The organism is Nocardioides dilutus, from assembly GCF_054779555.1.
This window is the reverse complement of the sequence record NZ_BAAGYA010000001.1, coordinates 1247596-1270039: the sequence shown is the minus strand read 5'-3', so window position 1 is coordinate 1270039 and position 22444 is coordinate 1247596. Positions and strand designations below refer to the sequence as shown.

The following is a 22444-nucleotide window of genomic DNA, read 5'->3' as shown; positions in this document are numbered from 1 at the left end:
GCCGGTGGGTGCCCTGCTTGCTGGTCGACCAGTGGGCGTAGAAGTTCCAGCAGCGGCTCACCTAGTCTCACGACAGGCGTTGCGTCGCGTGCCTTCTGCGGGGGTCTCGACGGGCTCGACCAGCGGGAGTTGAGTCCCAGCACGCGCCCACCTGGTCGGGGGCGGGTCAGGTGGGTTGGCCCCAGCGGCTGAGGGGGCTGTCGTAGGCCTCCGGCCAGGCGCGGACGGCTTCTTCGTGCTGCGCCAGCATCGCTGCCAGCAGGTCCTCGACGGTCGCGAAGTCCGCGGGCAGCAGGGGCTCGCCCAGGTGGACGTAGCGCTGGCCGCGGTCGTCGCGGCGGGTGGTCATCACGACCACCGGGGCGTCGGCTGTCGTGGCGATGCGGGCGGCGCCGGAGGACCCCAGCAGGTCGCGGCCGAGGAACCGGACCGGCGTCGTGCCGGCCACGTCGCTGGCCAGGGTGACGACCTCGCCGGCCTGCACGAGGCCGAGGATCCCGGCGTAGCCGATGTCGGTGAACTCCAGCCGGTTGCCGCCGAGCTCCGACAGCACGAGGTTCTGCCGGCGGGAGTCGGGGCAGTCGTCTCGGAGGTATTTGGTGTCGTTGATCGTCACCTGCCGAACCCCGGCCAGGCCCACGGAGCCGATCGCGGCCTCGTAGTGGCCGTGGTGGGAGAAGTTGAGCACCACCCCCCGGCCGATTGCGCGGGCGCCCTCGAGCCGCTCGATCCCCCGCACCGGCATCAGCATCATCCGCGGCCGCCAGCGGAGCTCGGCCCGGGTGAACCACTGCTCCACGTAGCGGCGCGCCGCGGCCTCGACCTCGGCGTCCGGGGCGTCGTCGCCGAGCACGAAGCGCATCTCCCGGCGGCCGCGGTCCAGCATCGCCGGGTCGGCCAGACCTCGCCTCGTCCGCACCGCGATCAGCCCCCGGACCAGCGGGTCGGGGGTGTAGCGGCGGGCCCTGGCGAGCAGCGGCCGCTGCATCCGGGTGTGGTAGCGCGGGGCCTCGATCATGCCCTGCCCTTCACCGGCTCCTGCGCGAGCGCGTCGGGCGGGTCGGCGTCGCTCGGCCCAGTCACGACGGACATGGCGAGCACCAGCCCGAAGTAGATCCACACGTAGCGCAGGTTCTGCAGGTTCAGGGTCATGAACTGGCTGCACAGGACCAGGACACCCGAGAGCAGGGCGTGCTTCGCCTGGCGCGGCAGTCGGCTCGAGTAGAGCCGAGCGACCAGCCAGCCGAGGAGTGCCAGGAACAACCCGAGCCCGAGGACGCCTAGAGCGACCAGGAAGAAGAGGAACGTGTTGTGCGTGACGTAGCCGAGGCCGGTGGTCTTGAGGGCGCCACCCGCGGCGATGGAGAAACGCTCGAACTGGCCGAGCCCGATGCCTGTCAACGGGTTGTCGAGCCACTTGTCGACCGCGACCCCCCACAGTCGCAGGCGCGGGTCGTCGCCCACGTCGTCCGAGGCGCCGACGAGGCGGTTGATCCCGAGGATCGAAGGTCCCTGGGCGCCCATGGTGACGAGCCACATGATGAACCCCGTCGCCACAGCCACCAGCCCGAGGATCATGCCTCTGATCCGCGCCGAGTTGATGATCAGCAGCGCCAGGACGAGCAACAGGACGAGGGAGGCCAGGCCGCCGCGCGAACCCGTCATCAGCACGCCGCCGACGATGGCGAGCCCCTGGAACGGCAGCCAGGCGAGGTCACCCATCGTCCCCAGGAAGAGCACGATTGACAGCGACACCAGCAGATAGCCGGCGTACAGGTTCGGATCTTCGAAGTAGCCGTTGGAGCGATAGCCGTCCGACGGGATGATCTGGACCGCGCCGGTCACGCCCGCCAGCGAGCCGACCGACAGGGCGGTGGCCGTCCAGGACCAAAGGCGGAACGCGCGCATCGCCGTGGCCTGGCCGCCCTGCCGCGCCAGCACGTAGACGACGATGAAGTACGCGACGCCGATGCCGAGCTTGACCGCGTCCGCGATCGAGCGCTTGGCCAGGAAGTCGGGGTCGACGATCGTCCAGATGCAGGTGGACGCGGTCACCAGCACCGCGGACACGACCAGCATCGGCGCCGCGAACGACAGCCGCGGGAGGCGGTCGGGGACCCGGCTCCCGACCACGGCTGCGACGACGATCACGCCGACCACGACCGGCAGCAGGAGGTCCGAGGACCCCACGGTCAGGATCCCCCCGACCGGCGAGAGCGTGTAGAACATGAACGGGCTCAGCGTCACGATCACGTCGAGCGCACCGCGCGCGAACGGCGCCACGAGGATCAGCGCCACCCCGCCCCCGAGCAGCCCGTCGGGCAGGATCCATGACGACCCACGCAGGCCGAGCCCGGCGACAGTCATCAGGGCGCCCATGCCGACCAGCGACAGCGTGAGCAGCGGCGCCTGCGGGCGCCACGCCGGCCCGGCCGCGCTGGTCGACGCGGCTGGGGCCTGACGCGGGCGCTGGCGCATCGTCGCCGTGGTCACGCGAGCACCCCCTGCTCCTGCAGCGGGCGTACGAACGAGGCGGTGGCGTGCACGAGCTCGTCGTGCTGCCGCCCGGGGTCGACGGGGGTGCGGTAGTCGCCGTAGACCTGGGTGAGCACGGCGTCGGCGTCGCCGGGCAGCGGCAGGGCGCGGCCGAAGACGTCGTACGCCGTGGCGCCGGCGAACCACTCGCGCGCGAAGACCTCGCGGGCGCCATAGGAGCCGCACGAGTTGGCGACGAGGGGCGAGTCCGGGCGGCCGGACGCCTGGAGCCTCCGGAAGACCCTGATCAGGACGCGGTCCGGGACCGGCCTGGCGACCGCCCGCAACAGCCGGGTCAGCAGCCGCTTGCCGGCCGAGTAGTGCTTGCGCACGTCGGTGCGGGCCCGCTTGACGAAGAGGACCTGGGCGAGCAGGTGCATCCCGGCGACGTAGGCCGCCGCCAGCCGCCGGCTGGTCGGCGCCGGGTCGAGGGGGAAGACGTCGACCCGCACGAACACGTGGTGCACCGAGCGCAGCACCAGCCGCGGGAAGAGGTATTCGTAGTCGTCGTGGGTCTCGGGGGTGAGCAGCTCGTAGTCCGGCCCGAGCAGGGCCGCGACCTCCCCCACGAACCGCGCGTAGTGCTCGTGGGCCAGCCACACGTCGGCGTCGACGTCCCACGGGATGAGGTCGCCGTCGCGGACCGCGCCGAGCGCGGTGCCGTAGGCCAGGAAGTAGGGCACGCCCGCCAGCGACGCGACCCGGTCGAGCTCGACGAGCAGGCCGCGCACCAGGCCCTGGATCGCGGCGACCCCGGCCCGGTCCACGGTGCCGGCCGCGGGCCCCAGCTCCTGGCCGGTCACGAGACCGCCACCCTTCGGGCCTGGAGATAGAGCGCCGCGGCGAGCCCGGCGTTGACCACCGCCACCAGCGCGGCGGCCAGCACCGCCCCGTCCAGCGCCGCGCCGACGGCCGCGGCCGCGATCTGCAGGACGGCGAACGCCAGCGCAAGGTAGCCGGCGGTGCGCGCCGCCTCAGTGGAGTGGCCCTGCACCATGAAGGCCAGCATCGTGCCGGCCCCGGACACCACCGCGGTCACGCAGGTGACCCGCAGGACGTCGACCGAGCCGGCGTAGGCCTCGCCGAGGACGACCGGCAGCAGCGGCGCCGCCAGGGCGAGGGTGGCCGCGACCAGGGTCACCGGGAGCAGCCCGACGCTGAGGCCCAGCCGCAGGTGGCGGCGGGTGAGCCCACCGCGGGCGACCCGCGGGAAGACCGAGGTCGCCGCGGCGACCGTGACCAGGTTCATCGGCGCGACCAGCCGGGCCGGGAAGGCGTAGAAGCCGGACACCGCGTCGCTGACGGAGTGCACCGCGGCCACGTCGAAGTCGCGCAGCTGCTGGCCGACCAGGCCCCACCAGTAGCCCAGGTCGAAGGGGACCTTGGTGGTGATGCTGCCCCGGCGCGGCCACATCATCCGGGCCCACTGCTCCTGGCCGAAGTATCCCCACGCGTAGGAGAGGACCGAGCCGGCCGCCAGGCCGATCGACCACGCCCACACCATCCAGAGGTCGAAGACCAGTGCGACGATCAGGAAGGCCGCGACCGGCAGCCGGCGGGACATGTAGGAGCCGACCAGGTTGCGGGTGTTGCCGTCCACGACGGACACGCCGTTCCAGACCTGCGTCGTCTGCTCGACGAGCAGCCAGAACGCCGCCGGCAGCAGGGCGATGGCGAAGACCTGGCCGGTGGCGGCGTAGAGGATCAGGCAGAACACGACCCAGGCGGCCGCGCTGGCCCAGCTGAACGCCAGCCGCAGCGCGAACAGCGACGCCAGGGTCGGATCGCTGCGGTCGCGGCTGCGGCGATACTCGATCTGGCGGAGCAGGCCGAACCCGTTGACCGCCACCGTCACCTGGAGCATGACGTTGATGCTGATCAGCAGCGCGAACCAGCCGGGGTCGAGTCCGCGGGCGAGCAGCACGAGCACCAGCACCTGCAGCACCGCCGAGGTGACCCGGGCGACCATCGACCAGGCGACCTGGTGGCCGAACGACCCCTCGCCGTCGGGGCCGGCGTCTCCGGTCGGCTCCTTCGGCTCTTTGGCCTGGGGGGCGACCTCCCAGGTGCGCGTCCCCAGGCTGACGTCCAGGCCGCCGCGGATGTGGACCGGCTGGCGGTCGACGACGTCGGGCGGGGTGAGGAACGTCGGCCCGTAGAGCTCGGTGAGCACGGCGGTCGGGTCGCCGGGCGCGGGGTAGGTGCCGCCGGAGAACTCGACCTGTCCGGCCGGGAGATACCAGTCGCGCTCGAACGACATCCGGCGGCCGCCGGGGGTGGAGTAGTTGACCGCGACGAAGCGGCCGCCACGCCCCAACCGGGCCGGCAGCCGCACCAGCCAGGTGCGCAGCGCGTGCCAGCGCCGCCGCGGCATCACCCTGGACAGGAGGACGCCCACCGTCTCCATGGCCTTGCGCGCGGGGCCGATCGCCGACTCCTGGACCACGTCGCGCAGCGAGGTGTAGCGGGCCACCGCGACCTTGTCGAGCGCGTGCGCGGTCAGCGACCAGGCCTTGCGCAGCCGGGCGTTCCGCGGGCCCTCGTCGAGGATGAAGATGTCGAGCGGGATGTGCTTGGTCTCGATCGGCACCAGCGAGCGGTGTCGTCCGACGTGCACGCGCCGGCTGTCGAGATAGAGCAGCCGCGGGATGACGGTGATGTGGTCCGCCCGCGTCTCGGGCGAGCTGAACACCACGTTGGCGGGCAGGAGGCCGCCGATGCGCGGGACCAGCCGCTCGTAGTCCTCGCGGAACATGATGACGTCGACGTCGTCGTCCCAGGGGATCCAGCCCCCGCTGCGCACCGCGCCGAGCAACGTGCCGGAGGTCAGGAAGTAGGGCACGCCGGCCGCCCGGCACGCCTGGTCGAACGTCTCGAGCAGGTGGTCGCCCACCGCATGCGCCGCCTCGAGGTAGTCGTCGACGACGGCCTGGTCGAACCTCACCGGGTGACCCCGTAGGCCTCGAGCAGCGCCTCGCGCTGGCGTTCGTCGGTGCAGTCCTTGAAGTAGCCGTCCCAGGCGGTCACGTTGCCCCGCCGCTCCTCCGGGTCGGCCAGCAGTCCGCCCACCATCGCCGCGAGCTCGACGGGGTGCCTGGCCACCGCGCCCGCGGGCCCGTCGGCGACCGCGGGCGACCGCAGCGCGACCTGCGGCAGCCGCAGCGCGTGGGCCTCGATCATCGTCATCGGCGCGCCGTCCCAGCGGGCCGTGTGGACATAGACAGTGGTCTCCCCCAGCAGCCCCAGCGCCGTGCTGCGCGGCAGCCAGCCGGTCACCTCGACCCCGCCGGCCCTGAGCCGCGCGGCCAGGTCGGGGCTGCCGTCGCCGATCCACCGCGCCGTCACCGGGTGGTGCCCGGCCTGCTGCAGCGCACGGACGACCTGCAGGAACGCCACTGGGTCGCGCTGCGCGGTCAGCCGGCCCATCCCCGTCATGACCGGCCGCTCGGTGGCGGTCGGCACCTGCGGCCGAACGTCGGTCACGGTGCTCGAGACATTGGGGACGAAGACGTGCCTGGCCCGCGGGGCGACGCGGCGGGCCAGGTCGACCTCGCGCGGCGAGCAGCCGGCGACCACGTCGGTGTTGAGGGCGAGCAGCCGCTCCGCCACGGCGTACGCCGCCCTGGCCGGCCGGCCGAGGTCCCGCCGCTCGGTGGCGTAGCAGTGGGGCGTGTGCACGACCAGCGGGCCGCTTCCCCGGCCGCCGCGGCGGACGGCCAGCCGGGCGAACGCGCCGCCGAAGCTGGAGTGGCCGTGCACGACGCCGGGACGCACCGCGGCGACCGCCGCCCGCACGGACCTGATGGCCGGCACAGTCCCCGCCGCCATCTCGGTCACCGACGCGAAGTGGGCGAGCTCGCCGTCGTCGGCGTGGTCGGCGTCGTTCCTCAGCCGCCGGACGAGGTGGTGCTCGAGCTCGGGCGTCGCGCGCACGTAGTCGAGCACGGCGCTGGCCGTCCCGGCGCCGTAGGACTCCACCACATGCAGGACCCGCACGTCACTTGCTCCGACGCTGTCCTCGAGGGGTCGGCTGCGGCTTGTAGGACCCGTAGGCGTAGCCGGAGGTGGCGTCCGAGGACGGCACCATGTTCATGACCACGCCCAGGGTGGTGGCGTCGACCTGCTCGAGGCGCGACTGCGTCTCGCGCCACTGCTCCTTGGTGGTGCGGCCGTGCCGGAGCACCACTACCGCGCCGTCCGCGCGGGCCGCGAGCAGCGCCGCGTCGGTGACCGGCAGCAGCGGCGGGGAGTCGATGATGACGACCTCGTAGCTGGTGCGCACGTGGTCGAGCAGCTTTTCCATCGCGTCGCTCTGGAGCAGCTCGGCGGCGTTGGGCGGCGGGGTGCCGGCGGTCAGCACCTCGAGCCCGCCGGAGCGGTAGCGCTGGATCGCGTCCTCCAGCGAGACCCGGCCGCGCAGCACCGTGGTCACGCCCACGTCGTCGACCAGGTTGAGCGACGCGGCCACCTTGGGGCGCCGCAGGTCACCGTCGATGAGCAGCGTGCGCACCTGCGCGGTCGCCAGCGAGACGGCGAGGTTGACCGCCACCGAGGTCTTGCCGTCGCCCTGCATCGGCGACGTGACGACCAGGACCTTGTTGGGCTGGTCGATGTCGACGAAGGAGATGTTGGTGCGCAGCATCCGGAACGCCTCGACGCGCGGAGCGCTCTGGGGGAGCTGGCTGACGATCGTGGCGTGGTCCTTGGCGGACTCGGCGACCAGCGCACCCAGCAGCGGTGGCCCCTCGGGACCCAGGTCCTCGACCTGCTTGATCGTGTTGTCGAGCACCTCGCGCAGCAGTGCCACGGCCACCGCCAGGACCAGCCCGAGGATCAGCGCCAGGGTCAGGTTGAGCACCGGCTTGGGGAACACCGGGCTCGCTGGCGAGGTGGCCGGGTCGATGATCGTGACCGTGACCGGTGTGCCCTTGTCACCGCGCGGGCTCTCGATCTCGGCCGCGGCGCTGACCAGCTGTTCGGCGTAGGTCTGGCTGAGCAGCTGGGCCAGGTCGGCGTTCGCGTCCTTGACGTGGATCTCGAGGACGGGCGTCTCGCCGACGGTGTTGGCGCTGACCTTGCGGTCGATCTCCTCGGCGCTGTCCGCGAGGTCGAGCTGGTCGTGCACCCGGGTGGCCAGCAGGGAGCTCTCGACGATCTCGACGTACGCCGCGACTCGCTGCTCCGACAGCAGGCCGCCGGCGTAGGCCTCGCCCGTGTCGGCCTGGGCGGCCGAGACGTAGAGCCGCGAGGTCGACTGATAGACCGGCGTCATCAGGAACGTCGCCAGGGCGGCCAGCGACGTGACGACGAGCACGCACACGACCATCAATGCGAGCCGCCGGCGCAGCACGTCGAGGAATGCACGGATCTGCACGGGGGCTCCCTCCCTGGGCCGGTCACGATCCGGAGCGGATCGGTCGATCGATGAACTGGCCGGAGGGGCTCCCCGTGTGCGGGATCGATACCCGCTCCCCTATCGGCTAGCAGATCAACGCTCAGGTGCCGTTGAGGTCACGCCTCACGTCGACCACGTGCCCGGTGAAGTCGGAGGCGAGCACGTCGAGCGACTGACGGGCGACGGCGCGCGAGGTGAGCAGCGTGCCCGGCGCCTCCTCGCCGAAGGCCTGCAACCGCATCGGCGTGGCGGTCCGCTCGGGGTTGACGCAGTTGACCCGCACCCCGTCGGCGGCCCACTCGTCGGCGAGCGCCTGCGTGAGGTTGACCAGGGCCGCCTTGCTCGAGGAGTAGAGCGCGTAGCCGGCCCGGCCGCGCGTGTAGGACGACGAGGTGAACAGGAGCAGCGAGCCCCTGGTCTGGACCAGGTGCGGGTGGAACTCCTGGGCGATGAACACCGGCGCCAGGTAGTTGACCTCGGTGGCGCTGACCACCGTCTCCTCCGTGGCGTCGGTCAGCAGGCCCTGCGGCAGCACGCCGGCGGTGACCACCACGAAGTCGACCCGGCCGGTCTTGGCCAGCGCCTCGGCGGCGGCCGCGGCGACGTCCTCGCGGCGCTCGACGTGGGTGCCGGTGCTGGTGCGGCTGAACGTCACCACCGTGGCGCCGTACTCCTCGGCGAGCAGCGCGACGTCCCGGCCGATGCCGTAGGAGCCGCCGAACACCACCAGGGTGCGGCCCTCGAACGCGCGCCGGTAGTCCTCCGGGCTCATCGCCCTCGGGGCCTCCATCGACCTGAGCTGGAACAGCTTGTCGGCCAGGTAGACGTCGATCGGCTCGGTGACCTTCATGTTGCGCTCGTGGCCGGCCACCACCGCGATCGGCACGTCCGGCAGGTAGCGCAGCACGACCGTGCAGTCGTCGGTGGCCACGAAGTCGGGGTCGCCGGCCGCGAGCCGGTAGGCGTCCCGCAGCGTCGACAGCCGGAACGACTGCGGGGTCTGGCCGCGACGCAGGACGTCACGGCGCAGCACGTCGTCGATCAGCAGGTGGTCGTCGTCGACCTGGATGATCGTGTCAGCCGACGGGATCACGGTGTCGACGGCGTCGTAGTGCTGCAGCGCCTCGACGTTGGCCTCGATGATGTCCTGGGAGAGCAGCGGCCGGACGGCGTCGTGCAGCAGCACGAAGCAGTCCTCCTCGCCCAGCCGGTCGCTCAGCGCGTCGAGCGCCGCCCGGGTCGTGTCGTTGCGGGTGCCCGACCCCTCGAGGATCCCGCTCACCTTGGGGTAGCGGCCGCCGCGGACGATCGCGTGCACCGGGTCGAGGTAGCCCGGCGCCATCATCACCAGCACCTCGTCGACCAGCGGCGAGGCACACAGCGCCGCGATCGTGTGCTCGATGATCGGCTTGCCGGCGATCTTGATGAGCTGTTTGGGCACGTCGAGGCCGACGCGCGTGCCTGTGCCACCTGCGAGCACGACCGCTATGCAGCGCATCCGACCCCCATGTTCCTGCCCGGGTGAGACTAGCGGCCCGGCTGGGGCGCCGGCTGCGCGTCCCCGATCGGCAGGCGGACGGTGAACCGGCTGCCACGGCCGGGCTCGCTCTCGAGCTCGATCTTGCCGGCGTGGGCGTCCACGATGGACGAGGCGATATTGAGCCCCAAGCCGGTGCCCGGGATCTCCCGGCGCCGCGCTGCCTCGCCTCGGAAGAAGCGGGTGAAGGCCCTCTCCGCCTCCTGCTCGGTCATGCCGATCCCGTCGTCGCGGACCGTCAGGACCGCGTCGTCGCCGTCTCGGGACAGCGCCACCGTCACCGAGCCGCCGGGCGGTGTGTACTTCACGGCGTTGGAGACGAGGTTGTCGACGACCTGCCGCATGCGCGGGCCGTCGACGTGGGCGACGAGGGTGTCGGGAACGTCGACAGCGAGGTCGAGTTCGGCGGCGCCGGCCAGGGGGCGGGCGGCGTCCAGGGCCTCGAGGACGAGGGCGGTGAGGTCGGTGTCCTTCCGGTGCAGCTCGAGGCCACCCTCCCGGGCCTGGGCGACGTCGAGGAGGTCGGAGACCAGGAGCTTGAGGCTTCCCGCGTTGCGGTGGATGACGTCGAGGTGGGTGCGCACCCCGTCGGGGAGGTCGTGCCGGGCGCGCAGGAGTTCCAGGTAGCCGAGCACCGAGGTGAGTGGGGTGCGGAGCTCGTGAGACACCGAGGCCACGAACTCGTCCATCACGTGGAGCGCACGCGTCAGCTCGGTGATGTCGAGGATCTGGGAGATGAAGTGGAGCGGCGAGCCGTCCGGCTGCTTCACCAGGGCGACCGAGAGGTCGCCCCAGACAATGCGCCCTTCGGCGTGGAGGTAGCGCTTCCTCAGCCGGTAGGAGTCGATCTCCCCGGCGAGGGTCTGGTGGAAGAGCTCGAGGTCGCTGTCGAGGTCGTCGGGATGGGTGAGCTCCTGGAACCCCTTCGTGGTCAGGGTGTCGGCGTCGTAGCCGAGCATGTCGCAGAGCGCACGGTTGACCACCAGCAGCTGGCCCTCGAGCCCGACCAGGGTCATGCCGACCGGCGAGTGCTCCAGCGCAAGCCGCCAGAGCTCGCCTCCGTCCGGTGCGTTCACCCCGCGCCTCCCTCCCCGCAGTTCAACCGTAGGTCGCAAGGAAGGCGCTGGGGCGCGTATGGGCAGAAACCCGGGGGTTCCTGCCCATACGCCGCGCTCAGAGCGTGACAGTCACCTCGGCGACGGAGCCGACCGCGGCGTGCACCGGGGAGTCGACCGGGTCCGACTTGGGCGCCAGCGTCCGCAGCGTCCAGTCGCCGTCACCGGCGAAGAACCGGAAGTGCCCGGTCGCCGAGGTCGGGACCTCGGCGGTGAACTCACCGGTCCGGTCGAGCAGCCGGACGTAGGCGTTGGACACCGGCTCGCCGTCGCGGACGACCTGGCCCTGGATCACGGCCTCCTTGTTGACGTCGATGCCGTCGAGGGACAGACCACCCTCGGTCGCGCCGCACATCAGGCGTCACCTGGCTCGTCGCCCAGGGCGACGGGAACGCCGACCAGCGAGCCGTACTCGGTCCAGGAGCCGTCGTAGTTCTTGACGTTGTCCTGGCCCAGCAGCTCCTTGAGCACGAACCACGTGTGCGAGGAGCGCTCGCCGATGCGGCAGTAGGCGATGGTGTCCTTGCTCCAGTCGACGCCGGCCTCGGTGTAGAGCTCCTTGAGGTCCTCGTCGCTCTTGAACGTGCCGTCGTCGTTGGCCGCCTTGCTCCACGGCACGTTGGCCGCGGTCGGGATGTGGCCCGCGCGCTGCGCCTGCTCCTGCGGCAGGTGGGCCGGGGCGAGCAGCCGGCCGGCGAACTCGTCGGGGCTGCGCACGTCGACGAGGTTCTGGGTGCCGATCGCGGCCACGACCTCGTCACGGAACGCCCGGATGCTGGAGTCCTGCTCCTGCGCGACGTACGTCGTCGGCGCCCGGTCGGGCAGCTCGTCGGTCAGCTCGCGGGAGTCGAGCTCCCACTTCTTGCGGCCGCCGTCGAGCAGCTTGACGTCCTGGTGGCCGTAGAGCTTGAAGTACCAGTAGGCGTAGGCGGCGAACCAGTTGTTGTTGCCGCCGTAGAGCACCACGGTGTGGTCGTTGCCCACGCCGCGCGAGGACAGCAGCGCCTCGAACTGGCCCTTGTTGACGAAGTCGCGACGGACCTGGTCCTGCAGGTCGGTCGTCCAGTCGAGCTTGATGGCGCCCTTGATGTGGCCCTTGTCGTAGGCCGTGGTGTCCTCGTCGACCTCGATGAGGACGATGTCGGGGTTGTCCAGGTTGTCCTCCACCCACTGGGCGGAGACGAGCGAGCTCTCGCGAGTCATGACGGTGTTCCTTCTCTGTTGTTGAGTCTGGTTCGAAGCTTGCGTGGTTTCGAGACGGTCGCTGCGCGACCTCCTCAACCAGCGATGGAGGTGAGGCGCTTCAGCAGGAGATACATCTCGCAGCCCAGGCAGAACCTGAAGACCGCGTTGAGCACGGCCGCCACGAGGGCCAGGCCGAGCGCGACCTGCGCGACGAGCGTGGCGCCGGCGGCGAACCCGAGGACGGCGACGGTGGCAAAGGCCAGGCCGACCGCCTGGGCGAACCGCGGCGGCGCCGGATCCTCCAGCTCGGCCGGTGGGGCCAGCCGCGGGCGCACCAGGGTGCGGAACAGCCACGACTGCGGGGTGCGCTGGACGCCGCGGGTCGCGCCGACCGCGAACAGCGCGGCCTGCACCGTGGCGATCACCAGCCCTGCTGCCGGCGGCAGCAGGAGGGCGGCCGCCAGGGTGACGGCGGTCAGCGCGGCGACGAACTGCGGTCCGCGCGGGTCGATGCCGGCGCGGACGCCGGCTGTGGAGATCGCGCCGGTGGACGGCGTACTGAGAACAGACATGGGTACTCCTGCGAGGTGCGTGTGAGAGGGGATGCCGCGGACGCGGCCGGTCTTCTCAGCAGGAGCGACAGAGGCTGGAGCGCACGCGGCAGTGGTCCACCGCGCGCCTCTTCGTCAGCCAAGTCGTAGTCATCGCCACCAACGGTGACAGGTGTGTGACCGGATTCCGACCGGTCGCCCACATTGTGGACATGCGTCTCGAATTTCGAGACACGGGAACTGGTACGGCAGGCGCTACTGTCCTCTCGTGCGTCGCGCCCTCATCACCGGTATCGGCGGCCAGGACGGTTTCCTGATCGCCCGCGACCTGCTCGCCGAGGGCCGCCGGGTCGTGGGGACAGTGCGCCCCAGCAGCTCGTGGCGGCCCGACGTCCTCACCTATCTCGGCGGCCTCGACGGGCTCGAGGTCGTCGAGCACGACGTCCGCGACGGGGTCGGCTTCGCACACCTCATCGAGAAGCACCGGTTCGACGAGATCTACAACCTGGCGTCGTTCAGCTCCGTCGGCCTCAGCTGGGACAACGCCGAGCTGGTCTCGGAGATCAACGGGATGGCCGTGCTCCGGATGCTCGAGGCGCTGCGTCTCTACCAGGACCGGCACGGCGCCGCGCCCCGCCTCTACCAGGCCTCCACGTCGGAGATCTTCGGTCTGGCCGACGAGCAGCCGCAGACGGAGACCACCCCACATCACCCGCGAAGCCCGTACGCGGCGGCGAAGAGCTTCGCGCACCACCTGACCGTCAACTACCGCGAGAGCTATGGTCTGTTCGCGAGCAGCGGCATCCTCTACAACCACGAGAGCCCACTGCGCGGCGCCGGCTTCGTGACCCGCAAGATCACCCGAGCCGCCGCTGAGATCGCCCTGGGCCGCCGCGAGAGCCTCAGCCTCGGCAACCTCGACATCCGCCGGGACTGGGGCCATGCGCTCGATCACGTGCGCTGCATGCGGCTGATGCTCGAGGCGACCGAGCCGATGGACTACGTCGTGGCCACCGGCGTCTCCCACCGGCTCGAGGACTTCCTGGTCGCGGCGTTTGCCGCGGCGGGCCTGGGTGAGCCGTGGCCCTACGTGCACCAGGACCCCGACCTGCTGCGACCCGCCGAGGTGATGGAGACCCTGGGCGACGCGACGAAGGCCCGCCAGCAGCTGGGCTGGGTGCCGGAGATCGGCTTCGAGGCGATGGTCCGCAACATGGTGGAGGTCGAGCTGCGCCGCGTGGAGTCAGGCGTCGAGCACTCGCTCGACTACGTGCCGCAGCGCTAGCCGGTCATAGGGCGGCGAGCGCTGCCTCCACCTGTTCGCGGCGAGGGGCACCGCTCGCGCGCGTGCGCTCGCGTCCGAGGTTGTCGAGAACGAGTGTGGTCGGGGTGCGCATGATCCCGAGCCGGCGCACCAGGTCGAGGTGGTGCTCGGCGTCCACCTCGATGTGGGTGACCCCCTCGTGACGTTCGGCCACATCGGCGAGCACGTGCCGGGTGGTGCGGCACGGCGCGCAGAACGCCGAGGAGAACTGCAGCAGGGTGGCGTGCTCCCCCAGTTCCGGAGCCCAGTCGGTGCCGGCCAGCACCGAGTCCTCTCCCGGGGCGGTCACCGGGTCCGGCTCTACGTGGCGGATCCGGTGGGTGCCCCGGAACCGGCCGTCGGTCAAGGCGCGCACCAGTCCCACACCCAGCGCCAGCAGGAGCGCGACGACCAGGACCCACGCACCAGTGCTCACGCGGCCACAACCTACGACGTGACCGACACATTCCGCCTCCGCCCCTCGCGGGACGTTCCGGGACGTCGTCGCTGTGACCTTCCGGCCGAGCAGCGACGACGCCCTGGGACGGGCCGTCTGAGCGGTTAGGCCGGGGTCACCACAGGCGGCCGACCTGCCTCGAGATGACCGCGGCCCGGGGCGCCGGCATGGTGAACTTCTTGCCCTTCTTGCTCCACGGCCCGGTCCCGACCGCGTTGGTGGCGCGGACCTTGCACTTGTAGGTCTTGCCCGGGGTCAGCTTCTTCACCTTGATCGGGCTGGCCGGGCCGGTGGCCGACCGCGTCTTGCCGCCGTTCTTGCTGACGCACCGCACCTTGTAGGAGGTCACCGGGCTGCCGCCGTCGGAGGCCAGGGTGAAGCTGATCTTGGCCTTCTTCTTCGACACCGGCACCGACGAGGTGATCACCGGCTTGCCCGGCACTGTGGCGGCGGGCGGCGGTGCGGGCAGCGTGACGGTGGCACCGAACCCGCTGTAGGGACCGTCCCCGACCGCGTTGGTCGCCCGCACCCGGCAGTGATAGCTCTTGCCGGCCGACAGACCAGTCACGCTGATCGGGCTCGACGCGCCCGTCGCGCTGTTGGTGACCCCACCATCGGTGGACACGCACTCCGCGGTGTAGCCCGTGATCGCGCTGCCACCGTCCGAACCCGGCGTGAACGCCACCGACACCGCACCCGCCGACGGGGTCGAACCCGTCACCGTCGGAGCACCCGGCACCGTCGCAGGCACGACCACCGTGTCGCCGAACCCGCTGTAGGGACCGTCCCCGGCCGCGTTGGTGGCCAGCACCCGGCAGTGATAGCTCTTGCCGGCGCTCAACCCAGACACCGAGATGGGACTCGCCGCCCCGGACCCAGTGTTGGTGACCCCACCGTCGGTGGACACGCACTCCGCGGTGTAGCCCGTGATCGCGCTGCCACCGTCCGAGGCCGGCGGCGTGAACGCCACCGACACCGCACCCGCCGACGGAGTCGAACCCGTCACCGTCGGTGCACCCGGGACATTCGCCGGCACGACCACGGTGTCGCCGAACCCGCTGTAGGGACCGTCCCCGACCGTATTGGTGGCCAACACCCGGCAGTGATAGCTCTTGCCGGCCGACAGACCAGTCACGCTGATCGGGCTCGACGCGCCCGTCCCGGTGTCGGTGACCCCACCATCGGTGGACACACACTCCGCGGTGTAGCCCGTGATCGCGCTGCCACCGTCCGAGGCCGGCGGCGTGAACGCCACCGACACCGCACCCGCCGACGGGGTCGAACCCGTCACCGTCGGAGCACCCGGCACCGTCGCCGGCACGACCACCGTGTCACCGAACCCGCTGTAGGGACCGTCCCCGACCGCATTGGTCGCCCGCACCCGGCAGTGATAGCTCTTGCCGGCCGACAGACCAGTCACGCTGATCGGGCTCGACGCGCCCGTCCCGGTGTCGGTGACCCCACCATCAGTGGACACACACTCCGCGGTGTAGCCCGTGATCGCGCTGCCACCGTCCGAACCCGGCGTGAACGCCACCGACACCGCACCCGCCGACGGAGTCGAACCCGTCACCGTCGGAGCAGCCGGGACCGTGGTGGTCGGCTCCACGATCTCCGTGGTCACCGAGTTGTTCTGGAGCGGAGCACCGGTGGCCGCCGCTGTGCCGGTGCTCGTCGTGAACACGTTGGTGCCGATCCGCACGTCGTCGACCGTCCAGCCGACATCCCCGACCGAGGTGTCGGAGGCCATCCGGAACCGGACCCGGATCGACTGGCCGACGTACGCCGCCAGGTTGGCCACCGACTCCACGTAGGGCGAGACTCCCGAGAAGGCCGGTCGGCCGGCGATGGGGCTGCTGTAGGACGAGCTGATCGTGTGGCTGTAGCCGTTCTGCACGAAGTTCGCGGCCCCGATGTCTGTCCACGTCGTGCCATCCGTCGAGACCTCGACGACTCCGCCGTCGAAGCCGGTGGCCGCTCCCTCCAGGTCACGGGAGTGCCAGAAGGAGAGCTGGTCCCCGGCCGCGACCGTGACAGGTGTCGCCAGCGTGAGGTACTGGTCGGAGATCACGGTCGGGTCGGCCGCGAACGCCGCGTTGGTGGGGCTGTGCGGGCCCACGACGGTCAGCGCCCAGTCGAGGGTGCCGGCGCCATGAGTGGTCGTCCAGGCTGACAGGTCGGGCTCGAAGTCGTCCTCGAAGTTCGTCGTGGACCACGGCGAGGCATCGATCGTCACCTTGAACTCACAGTCGGTGCTGGCGCCGAGGGCCATCGCACCGATCGGGAACGTGACGACCTCGGTCCCCGAGTCATAGGTGCCGCTGCAGGTGGCCGAGCCGGGCAGGTAGGTCGCGTGGTCGCCCACGGCTCCGGTCGCCGAGACCCCGGTGATCCCTCCGGGGGCGTCCGAGGTGTTCTCGATGTGGAACCCGTAGGTGAGCTGGTGTCCGGCCTGGACGGGGTCTGGTGCCGCGGTACGGGTCACCGTGACCCCCAGGCACGACGGCGCGATGTCGAAGGCCTCGACGTTGTCACCATTGGTTGCCGACGAGCCTTGGGAGGCGCTGAAGCCCAGCCCCCGCTTGGCGAACGCCGTCCAGATCAGGCAGGTGTTCGCCCCGCCGTTGTTGGCCTGGTCGGCCGCCAGGATGGCGTTGCGCGCATCGACGAAGCCGGGGCTGCAGGGCTGCAGCTTCATCCCGTCCATGACCAGCTGCAGGGAGATCTTGTTGCCACCCACGCTGCCGTCGTCGAGGTTGGCGCTGAAGCCGTGCTCGCCGATCAGGGCGTAGGTCATCTCCCAGAGCATCTCGGCCCACACCGAGCCCACGCCGTGCGGGACGGCGACGGTCTTGGTGTCGTCGTAGGTGTGCGGGTTGGTCACCATGTTGGTGCTGTAGGGGTACTGCCGGATGCCGGGCCCGGTCGTGGGTTCGTTGAGCGCGTAGGTGCCGATCCCGCGGCCCCCCACCGGCTCGGTCCCGTTGGGCATGGTCAGCATGTAGGCGAGGTAGTCGCTCCACCCCTCGCCGCCCTGCTCGGAGTTGCCCAGGCAGGCCACGTTGGCCGGGCCGCCGGTGAGCCGGTTGGAGACGCCGTGGCCGTACTCGTGGACGATGATGCCGTTGTCGAGGTCACCGTCCCGGTCGGGTGTGGGTGCCGTCCACACATACATTTGCATCCGGGGGTTCAGACCGTCCGCGGGCGTCGCGAAGTTGGCGTTGTTGGTGCCGCCACCGTCCTGGGCCTCGGCGTTCACGTAGTCGCTGCCCAGGCCGCCCTCGCCGTAGTTGCTCTCCTGGAAGTTGCCGGCGGCCGCGTCGAACCCGTAGTGGTCCAGGATGTCGTGCATCCGGTTGCTGGTGACGAACAGGTTGGTGACCGCGGCGGGGCGGTAGGTCGACGGCGCCTGGGTGAGGTCGAGCGGGAAGTTGAAGTCGAGGAGCGCACCACCGTCGGGCGAGCTGCCCGCGTCGGGCAGGTCGTTGTCGTCGAGGTCGGTGTAGGCGTGGACGTTGTTGCCCTGCGTGGTGGTGAACTCGGCGCCGGCCACGCCGTTGGTGTCGTGCCAGCCGAACGGTGAGGCCGCGGCGATCGCCGGGTTGGTCACGTTGGTGCGGCCGTCCGCCGGAGGCGCCGGGGACGCGAAGGTGGGCGCCTCGACGGGCAGCGGGTAGACGTTGTAGCTGTCGGCGGCCACCAGGTCGTCCTTGCCGAGCTCAGCGCCGGTCTCGGCGTCGATCCGGCTCTGCCACCAGTGCTCGCCGTCGAGCTGGTAGATGCCCAGCTGCCAGGCCAGGCGCAGCGCCCCGCCCTTGGTCAGCTGGTAGACCAGCCGGACCGGGATTGCGTCCTGAGAGATCCCGCCGTCGCCGAGCTCGCGGGCCTGCTCGGCTCCGGCGGCGACATCGTCGCTCGCGAACGGCTCGGTCGGCTTCAGCCCCAGCGCCGCGGCGGCCCGCTTCGCCGCCTGCACGTCGCTGATCCCGGGCTTGGCGTCGTTGGCGAGCTTGGCGGCGCTGCCGACCGCGTTCTCCGCGACCTGGAAGACCGTCCCGTCGGCCCGGACCGCCACGTTGACCATGGCGTTGGCGATGTCGAGGGAGTTGACCCGCTGCTGGAAGTAGACGTGGGTCAGCCCGTTGTGGTCACTCGGCACCACCGAGGAAACCTCGAGCTGCTTGACGTCGGCGGCACTCAGCTCGAGTTCGGCCGCGTTGGCACGCAGGTGCTCGCGGGCGACGGCGACGGCGTCGTCCCCGAGCGGCTCACCGGCCGACGGGGCCGACGCGGCCTGGGCGGCGGGGCCTGACTGTGGCGACGACGAAGCCTGGGTGGCCCCACCGAGGACGAGCAACGAGCTCGACACCAGGGCCAGGACCGAGATCAGTGAGCGTTTGCCAGGACGGTGCATGGGTTCCTCCTGCAGCCGGAGACCAGGCGCGGGACAGCACCTCTGGGCACCCTTCCCCGCGGAGTGGTGGAGCACAATGGCCCGAAGTGACCGCCCCGCTCATGACCCGCCTGTGCTATGCGGCACCCGGCCCTCAGTCATCGAGCTGTCGAGGTGTCCCTCGTTCACACCGCTCCCACCGCCGGGCCGCGGCTCTGACGCGCCCCAACGTCGTGAAGCGGGTCGGTGCATTGGCAGAGCTCAGCGCGAAGCGGGCTGATGTCGTCCCCGACTGCATAGCAGCACGTTCGGGCCAGCCTCCAGTTGTGGAGCGGCGCAGGGAAGGATGCTCGGCGCACGAGATCCTCGTGTCCACAGGTTGGGCAGGTCGCCAGCGCCCGTCGATGACGCGGCGTGCGACGGCCGACCAGGAACATGTCACCGACGCTAGGAGTGCACCCTGCGGACGCGGCGCCATGGGCGACGATTTCCCCAATCTCGTGTAGGGCGAAGCTGCGCGACGGCGCGCCTTCTGAGACGGTGACGGGTCGTCGCGCCTTCCTCAGCCGCCGGCGAACGGGGGCAGGAACTCGACCGAGGCCCCGGGCTCGACGCGGACGTCGACGTCGGCGCGCGAGCCCGCGGGCTCGTCGCCGACCAGCACCGAGCAGGCCTCGAGGACCGCCTCGAGCCGGGTGCCGGGGTGGAGCGCGATGGCCTGGCGGCGTACGTCGGCGAGAGTGAGCGGGCCGGTCACCGGCAGCAGGTCCTCGGCGGTCCCGGCCGCCGCTTTTGCTGCGGCCCAGTAACGCACGCGAATCACAGCAGCCGTGATTGCCGTCTCACCCACCGTTTGGATCCTTCCAATCGAACGGCCGCGTTTCGTAGACTGTGCCCATTGATCGCTCGTTGACCGAGTGTCGCACCGAGACCCAGCGCTGTGTTTCGGTCCCACCTCCATGACGGGGAGGACCACCCGTGAGCACCCTGCTCCTTCTCACCAGCGCCCTGCAGCCCTCTGCCGAGGTCATCCCCGGGCTCGCCCTGCTCGGCCACCAGGTGCGGATCCTCCCCGCCGAGGGCAGCGCCCTGCTCGAGGCCCCCGACTCCGACCTGCTGCTCGTCGACGGCCGCCAGGACCTCGCCCACGCGCGCGACCTCTGCCGGCTCATCCGGACGACCGGCACCGACGTCCCGGTCCTGCTCATCGTCACCGAGGGTGGCCTAGCCGTCGTCAACCACGACTGGGGCATGGACGACGTCGTGCTCCACACGTGTGGGCCCGCCGAGCTCGAGGCCCGGATCAAGCTCTCCATCGGCCGGCTCGTCGCCCAGCGCGAGGCCGCCGACCCCGAGGCCCACGTCATCCGCTCCGGTGAGGTGGTCGTCGACGACGCGACCTACACCGCCAAGATCGGCGGGCGCCACCTTGACCTGACGTTCAAGGAGTTCGAGCTGCTCAAGTTCCTGGCCCAGCACCCGGGCCGGGTCTTCAGCCGTCAGCAGCTGCTCCAGGAGGTGTGGGGCTACGACTACTTCGGCGGCACCCGCACCGTCGACGTCCACGTCCGGCGGCTGCGCGCCAAGCTCGGCCCCGAGAACGAGACGCTGATCGGCACGGTCCGCAACGTCGGCTACCGGTTCGTCGTGCCCGCCAAGGAGCAGTCAGCGGCCGCCGACGCCCGCCAGACCGACGCCCACGCCGAGCCCCGAGCCTGAGCCCCGCCCTGCTCAGCACGCCGTCGCTCAGCAGGCCGTCGCTGCCGTCGACGACTCGTTGGTGGGCTCCACGCCTGGCGTGACGCTGACCACGACGTCGCCCCCCTGGCCCGGGCCGGAGGTCATCGTCCACCCGACCTCCTCGGCCTGCTGCGGCCCGAGGAACGGGTAGACGGTCGCGACCGGGCGCCCGTCGTGGTCGACGGTCCGGACCTTGCCGAGATCCTCGCCGTCCAAGCTCAACGAGTCGATCGTGCCGCCGACCGGACCATAGATCCGCATGGCGACGAGCTGGAAGCCCGGGTCGATGCCGAACTGACCACCGCCGGTGACGTAGGCCGGAAGCGACGTGGCCGCGTCCTCAGGCGCCTCGGACCGGAAGTCCGCCGTGCCGGTGAGCGACTGGAGACCGTCGCGGCACGACGTCGCGTCGACCCTGACGTCAGTGCGCAGGAAGTAGGACATCTTGGCCCCGGTGTTGTCGTTGAGATAGACACCGACCTGCGGACCGTCGGCGGCCGCGGAGGTGTGCTCCCCCGCCACCAGGGAGCCGGCCAACAGGTCTTCCTCGGCGTGGTCGAAGCTGTGCACTAGGAGGCGGTGCTCGGCGGCGCCGCGGCCGAGCGCGTCCAGTAGGACCTGCGGGTCGGCGGCGCCCTCGATCATCCGGTCGAACACGGTGCGGGCCGTGAGCTTGAAGAACTCGTCCTGGTCCGCGGTGTCGGTCAGGACGACGTAGACCAGGTGGAGCAGCGCCTCGACGGCGTTCTGGGAGGTGAGCTCGTAGTCGCCGACCTCGACCGGGCCGGTGGCGGCCAACACGTAGGACATGGCGACCGGGTCGACCATCACCACACCGTCGACGGGGGTGAACGACTGCTCCCACCGCGCCTTCATCAGCGCCGCGGCGCGGGGGACGTCGGGTGTGAAGCCCGCGTCGAGCATGAACGTGCCCAGCTGGGTGCCGTAGAGCTCGGTCTCGGCCGCGGTGAGCGGCAGCACCGGCTGGCCGGTCTGGCCCAGGGACGCCGCGGTCACCTGCTCGGTGATCTCCAGCCGGCCGTCGTCGGCGGTCACCAGGCTGATGGCGCCCGGCACGCCGCCGGTGGCCCGGACCTCGGCGTTGTTCTGGAAGACCAGCAGGTAGGAGCGCGGCTCGTCGCGGCCCAGCATGGTGGGCAGGACCTGCAGGGCGGTGTCCGCCGCGGACAGCATCCGCGCGGCCTTCGCGACCCGCTCGGCGAGCTCGACGTAGCTGTCCTCGAGGAGCCAGACGTAGCCGCTGGGGTCCTCGGCGGCGAGTCGACGGTCGGCGTCGGCGAAGCTCGCGCGCGCCTCGCCCACCGGCTGCCGCAGTGACGCGAGCTTCTCGATCTGCACCCGCCCGTCGACCGGGACCAGGGCGTCGAGACGCGCCGCGTCGTCGACCAGCGGGGGCATCCCCTCGGCGGCCAGGTCGGCGAGCACCTGGGAGACCACCCGCAGGCCGCGGGCGTCGTCGCCGAACGAGGGGAGTCTCGACACGGCCGACCAGGTGACACCCTCGGCGCGGCCGGCGGCGGACTCGGTGTGCCCGGCGAGCGAACTCAGCGCCGACTCCGCGGCGGGCTGGTCGCCGGAGCGCAGCGCGTGCTCGAGCAGGGTCGCGTCGTCGACCGCCGCACGCAGGTCCTGGTTGAGCTGGTAGGCCTGCCAGCAGGTCCACGCGCCGACGACCAGCAGCAGCGCCGGCACCCCCAGTAGCAGGGCGCGACGCAGGAGCCTAGGAGCCCGGGCGGAAGGTGCCGGCACGCTCGCAACCCAGGAAGACCGAGCCGGACTGCGGGGTGAAGGTCACCCGGGCCTTGTACTTCTTCGACCGGGCAGACCGGGGCGCGAAGAACTTCATGGTCCGGCCGGTGGTGGAGGCGTAGGTGCGCGCGAAGACCACACCGCCGCCCTTCTTGCGCACCACGACCTTCACCGTGCCCTTGGGGTGCGCCCGGCTGTTGGGCACCTCGACGAGGACCAGGACTCGGGGCTTCTTGCGCTTGCCGCCGTTGTGGTCGACCTTGACCCGGCAGTTGGTGGGGACGTTGCCGACGTAGGGGTCGGCGGCCCCGGCGCCCTGTGCCGCGGCGACCAGGCACGTCGAGGCGAGGAACGAGACGACCAGTGCAAGCAACGGCTGCTTCATCCGGAGTGACCCCCATGGCTAGGTGTCCGGCGGGTGATCGGCGGACGTACGTCCGAACGACGACCGGACGCCCGGGGT

The 22444-nt window shown here is 71.3% G+C and carries 18 protein-coding genes; 2 read left to right on the top strand and 16 right to left on the bottom strand.

Going from position 1 to position 22444, the window contains the following annotated elements; translation table 11 throughout:
* Nucleotides 1–166: 166 nt before the first annotated feature.
* The 11 genes from ACYVC6_RS06185 to ACYVC6_RS06135 form a co-directional block, all read right to left on the bottom strand.
* Nucleotides 167–1018 (bottom strand): LpxL/LpxP family acyltransferase, encoded by an 852-nt coding sequence (locus ACYVC6_RS06185; RefSeq protein WP_460712040.1) that lies wholly within the window; start codon nt 1016–1018, stop codon nt 167–169.
* The gene (locus ACYVC6_RS06180; protein WP_460712038.1) at nt 1015–2493 is read right to left on the bottom strand and encodes an O-antigen ligase family protein; all 1479 of its coding nucleotides are present in this window, start codon (nt 2491–2493) and stop codon (nt 1015–1017) included. The genes ACYVC6_RS06185 and ACYVC6_RS06180 overlap by 4 nt, the downstream gene beginning before the upstream one ends.
* Entirely contained in the window at nt 2490–3338 is an 849-nt protein-coding gene (locus ACYVC6_RS06175) for a LicD family protein (protein WP_460712036.1), read from the bottom strand. Before ACYVC6_RS06175 ends, ACYVC6_RS06180 begins: the two co-directional genes overlap by 4 nt.
* The gene (locus tag ACYVC6_RS06170) at nt 3335–5479 is read right to left on the bottom strand and encodes a LicD family protein (RefSeq protein WP_460712034.1); all 2145 of its coding nucleotides are present in this window, start codon (nt 5477–5479) and stop codon (nt 3335–3337) included. The genes ACYVC6_RS06175 and ACYVC6_RS06170 overlap by 4 nt, the downstream gene beginning before the upstream one ends.
* Entirely contained in the window at nt 5476–6531 is a 1056-nt protein-coding gene (locus ACYVC6_RS06165; RefSeq protein ID WP_460712032.1) for a glycosyltransferase, read from the bottom strand. The genes ACYVC6_RS06170 and ACYVC6_RS06165 overlap by 4 nt, the downstream gene beginning before the upstream one ends.
* A gap of 1 nt (nt 6532) precedes the next feature.
* Complete coding sequence (locus ACYVC6_RS06160; RefSeq protein WP_460712031.1) at nt 6533–7909, bottom strand: tyrosine-protein kinase domain-containing protein; 1377 nt, start codon at nt 7907–7909, stop codon at nt 6533–6535.
* Nucleotides 7910–8030: 121 nt separating this feature from the next.
* A complete protein-coding gene (locus tag ACYVC6_RS06155) occupies nt 8031–9428 on the bottom strand; it encodes an SDR family NAD(P)-dependent oxidoreductase (RefSeq protein ID WP_460712029.1) in 1398 nt (465 codons plus the stop codon).
* A gap of 29 nt (nt 9429–9457) precedes the next feature.
* Entirely contained in the window at nt 9458–10543 is a 1086-nt protein-coding gene (locus ACYVC6_RS06150) for an ATP-binding protein (protein ID WP_460712027.1), read from the bottom strand.
* A gap of 97 nt (nt 10544–10640) precedes the next feature.
* Entirely contained in the window at nt 10641–10937 is a 297-nt protein-coding gene (locus tag ACYVC6_RS06145; protein ID WP_460712025.1) for a DUF1416 domain-containing protein, read from the bottom strand.
* Entirely contained in the window at nt 10937–11785 is an 849-nt protein-coding gene (locus tag ACYVC6_RS06140) for a sulfurtransferase (RefSeq protein ID WP_460712023.1), read from the bottom strand. The genes ACYVC6_RS06145 and ACYVC6_RS06140 overlap by 1 nt, the downstream gene beginning before the upstream one ends.
* 74 nt (nt 11786–11859) lie before the next feature.
* Nucleotides 11860–12339, bottom strand: a complete 480-nt coding sequence (locus tag ACYVC6_RS06135) for a DUF4395 domain-containing protein (protein ID WP_460712021.1) — start codon at nt 12337–12339, stop codon at nt 11860–11862.
* A gap of 247 nt (nt 12340–12586) precedes the next feature.
* Between ACYVC6_RS06135 and ACYVC6_RS06130 the strand changes: the two genes are divergently transcribed.
* Nucleotides 12587–13603, top strand: a complete 1017-nt coding sequence (locus ACYVC6_RS06130; protein WP_460712019.1) for a GDP-mannose 4,6-dehydratase — start codon at nt 12587–12589, stop codon at nt 13601–13603.
* A gap of 4 nt (nt 13604–13607) precedes the next feature.
* Here the strand turns inward: ACYVC6_RS06130 and ACYVC6_RS06125 are convergent, their stop codons facing one another.
* The 3 genes from ACYVC6_RS06125 to ACYVC6_RS06115 form a co-directional block, all read right to left on the bottom strand.
* On the bottom strand, nt 13608–14057 hold the full coding sequence (locus ACYVC6_RS06125) for a thioredoxin family protein (protein ID WP_460712017.1): 450 nt from the start codon (nt 14055–14057) through the stop codon (nt 13608–13610).
* Nucleotides 14058–14193: 136 nt separating this feature from the next.
* The gene (locus ACYVC6_RS06120) at nt 14194–18492 is read right to left on the bottom strand and encodes a M36 family metallopeptidase (protein WP_460712015.1); all 4299 of its coding nucleotides are present in this window, start codon (nt 18490–18492) and stop codon (nt 14194–14196) included.
* Between the two features lie 541 nt (nt 18493–19033).
* Entirely contained in the window at nt 19034–19321 is a 288-nt protein-coding gene (locus ACYVC6_RS06115) for a MoaD/ThiS family protein (protein ID WP_460712013.1), read from the bottom strand.
* Nucleotides 19322–19449: 128 nt separating this feature from the next.
* On the opposite strand from ACYVC6_RS06115, the gene ACYVC6_RS06110 reads away from it, so the two are divergent.
* A complete protein-coding gene (locus ACYVC6_RS06110; RefSeq protein WP_460712011.1) occupies nt 19450–20190 on the top strand; it encodes a winged helix-turn-helix transcriptional regulator in 741 nt (246 codons plus the stop codon).
* Between the two features lie 27 nt (nt 20191–20217).
* On the opposite strand, the gene ACYVC6_RS06105 is transcribed toward ACYVC6_RS06110, so the two are convergent.
* The gene (locus ACYVC6_RS06105) at nt 20218–21981 is read right to left on the bottom strand and encodes a DUF4012 domain-containing protein (protein WP_460712009.1); all 1764 of its coding nucleotides are present in this window, start codon (nt 21979–21981) and stop codon (nt 20218–20220) included.
* Entirely contained in the window at nt 21953–22366 is a 414-nt protein-coding gene (locus ACYVC6_RS06100) for a hypothetical protein (RefSeq protein WP_460712007.1), read from the bottom strand. Before ACYVC6_RS06100 ends, ACYVC6_RS06105 begins: the two co-directional genes overlap by 29 nt.
* Nucleotides 22367–22444 lie beyond the last annotated feature (78 nt).

What these genes read in the sequence shown, in the direction of transcription:
- ACYVC6_RS06100 (WP_460712007.1), bottom strand. Translation starts at nt 22,366, where the DNA reads ATGAAGCAGCCGTTGCTTGCACTGGTCGTCTCGTTCCTCGCCTCGACG.
- ACYVC6_RS06155 (WP_460712029.1), bottom strand. Translation starts at nt 9,428, where the DNA reads ATGCGCTGCATAGCGGTCGTGCTCGCAGGTGGCACAGGCACGCGCGTC.
- ACYVC6_RS06185 (WP_460712040.1), bottom strand. Translation starts at nt 1,018, where the DNA reads ATGATCGAGGCCCCGCGCTACCACACCCGGATGCAGCGGCCGCTGCTC.
- ACYVC6_RS06145 (WP_460712025.1), bottom strand. Translation starts at nt 10,937, where the DNA reads ATGTGCGGCGCGACCGAGGGTGGTCTGTCCCTCGACGGCATCGACGTC.
- ACYVC6_RS06140 (WP_460712023.1), bottom strand. Translation starts at nt 11,785, where the DNA reads ATGACTCGCGAGAGCTCGCTCGTCTCCGCCCAGTGGGTGGAGGACAAC.
- ACYVC6_RS06135 (WP_460712021.1), bottom strand. Translation starts at nt 12,339, where the DNA reads ATGTCTGTTCTCAGTACGCCGTCCACCGGCGCGATCTCCACAGCCGGC.
- ACYVC6_RS06120 (WP_460712015.1), bottom strand. Translation starts at nt 18,492, where the DNA reads ATGCACCGTCCTGGCAAACGCTCACTGATCTCGGTCCTGGCCCTGGTG.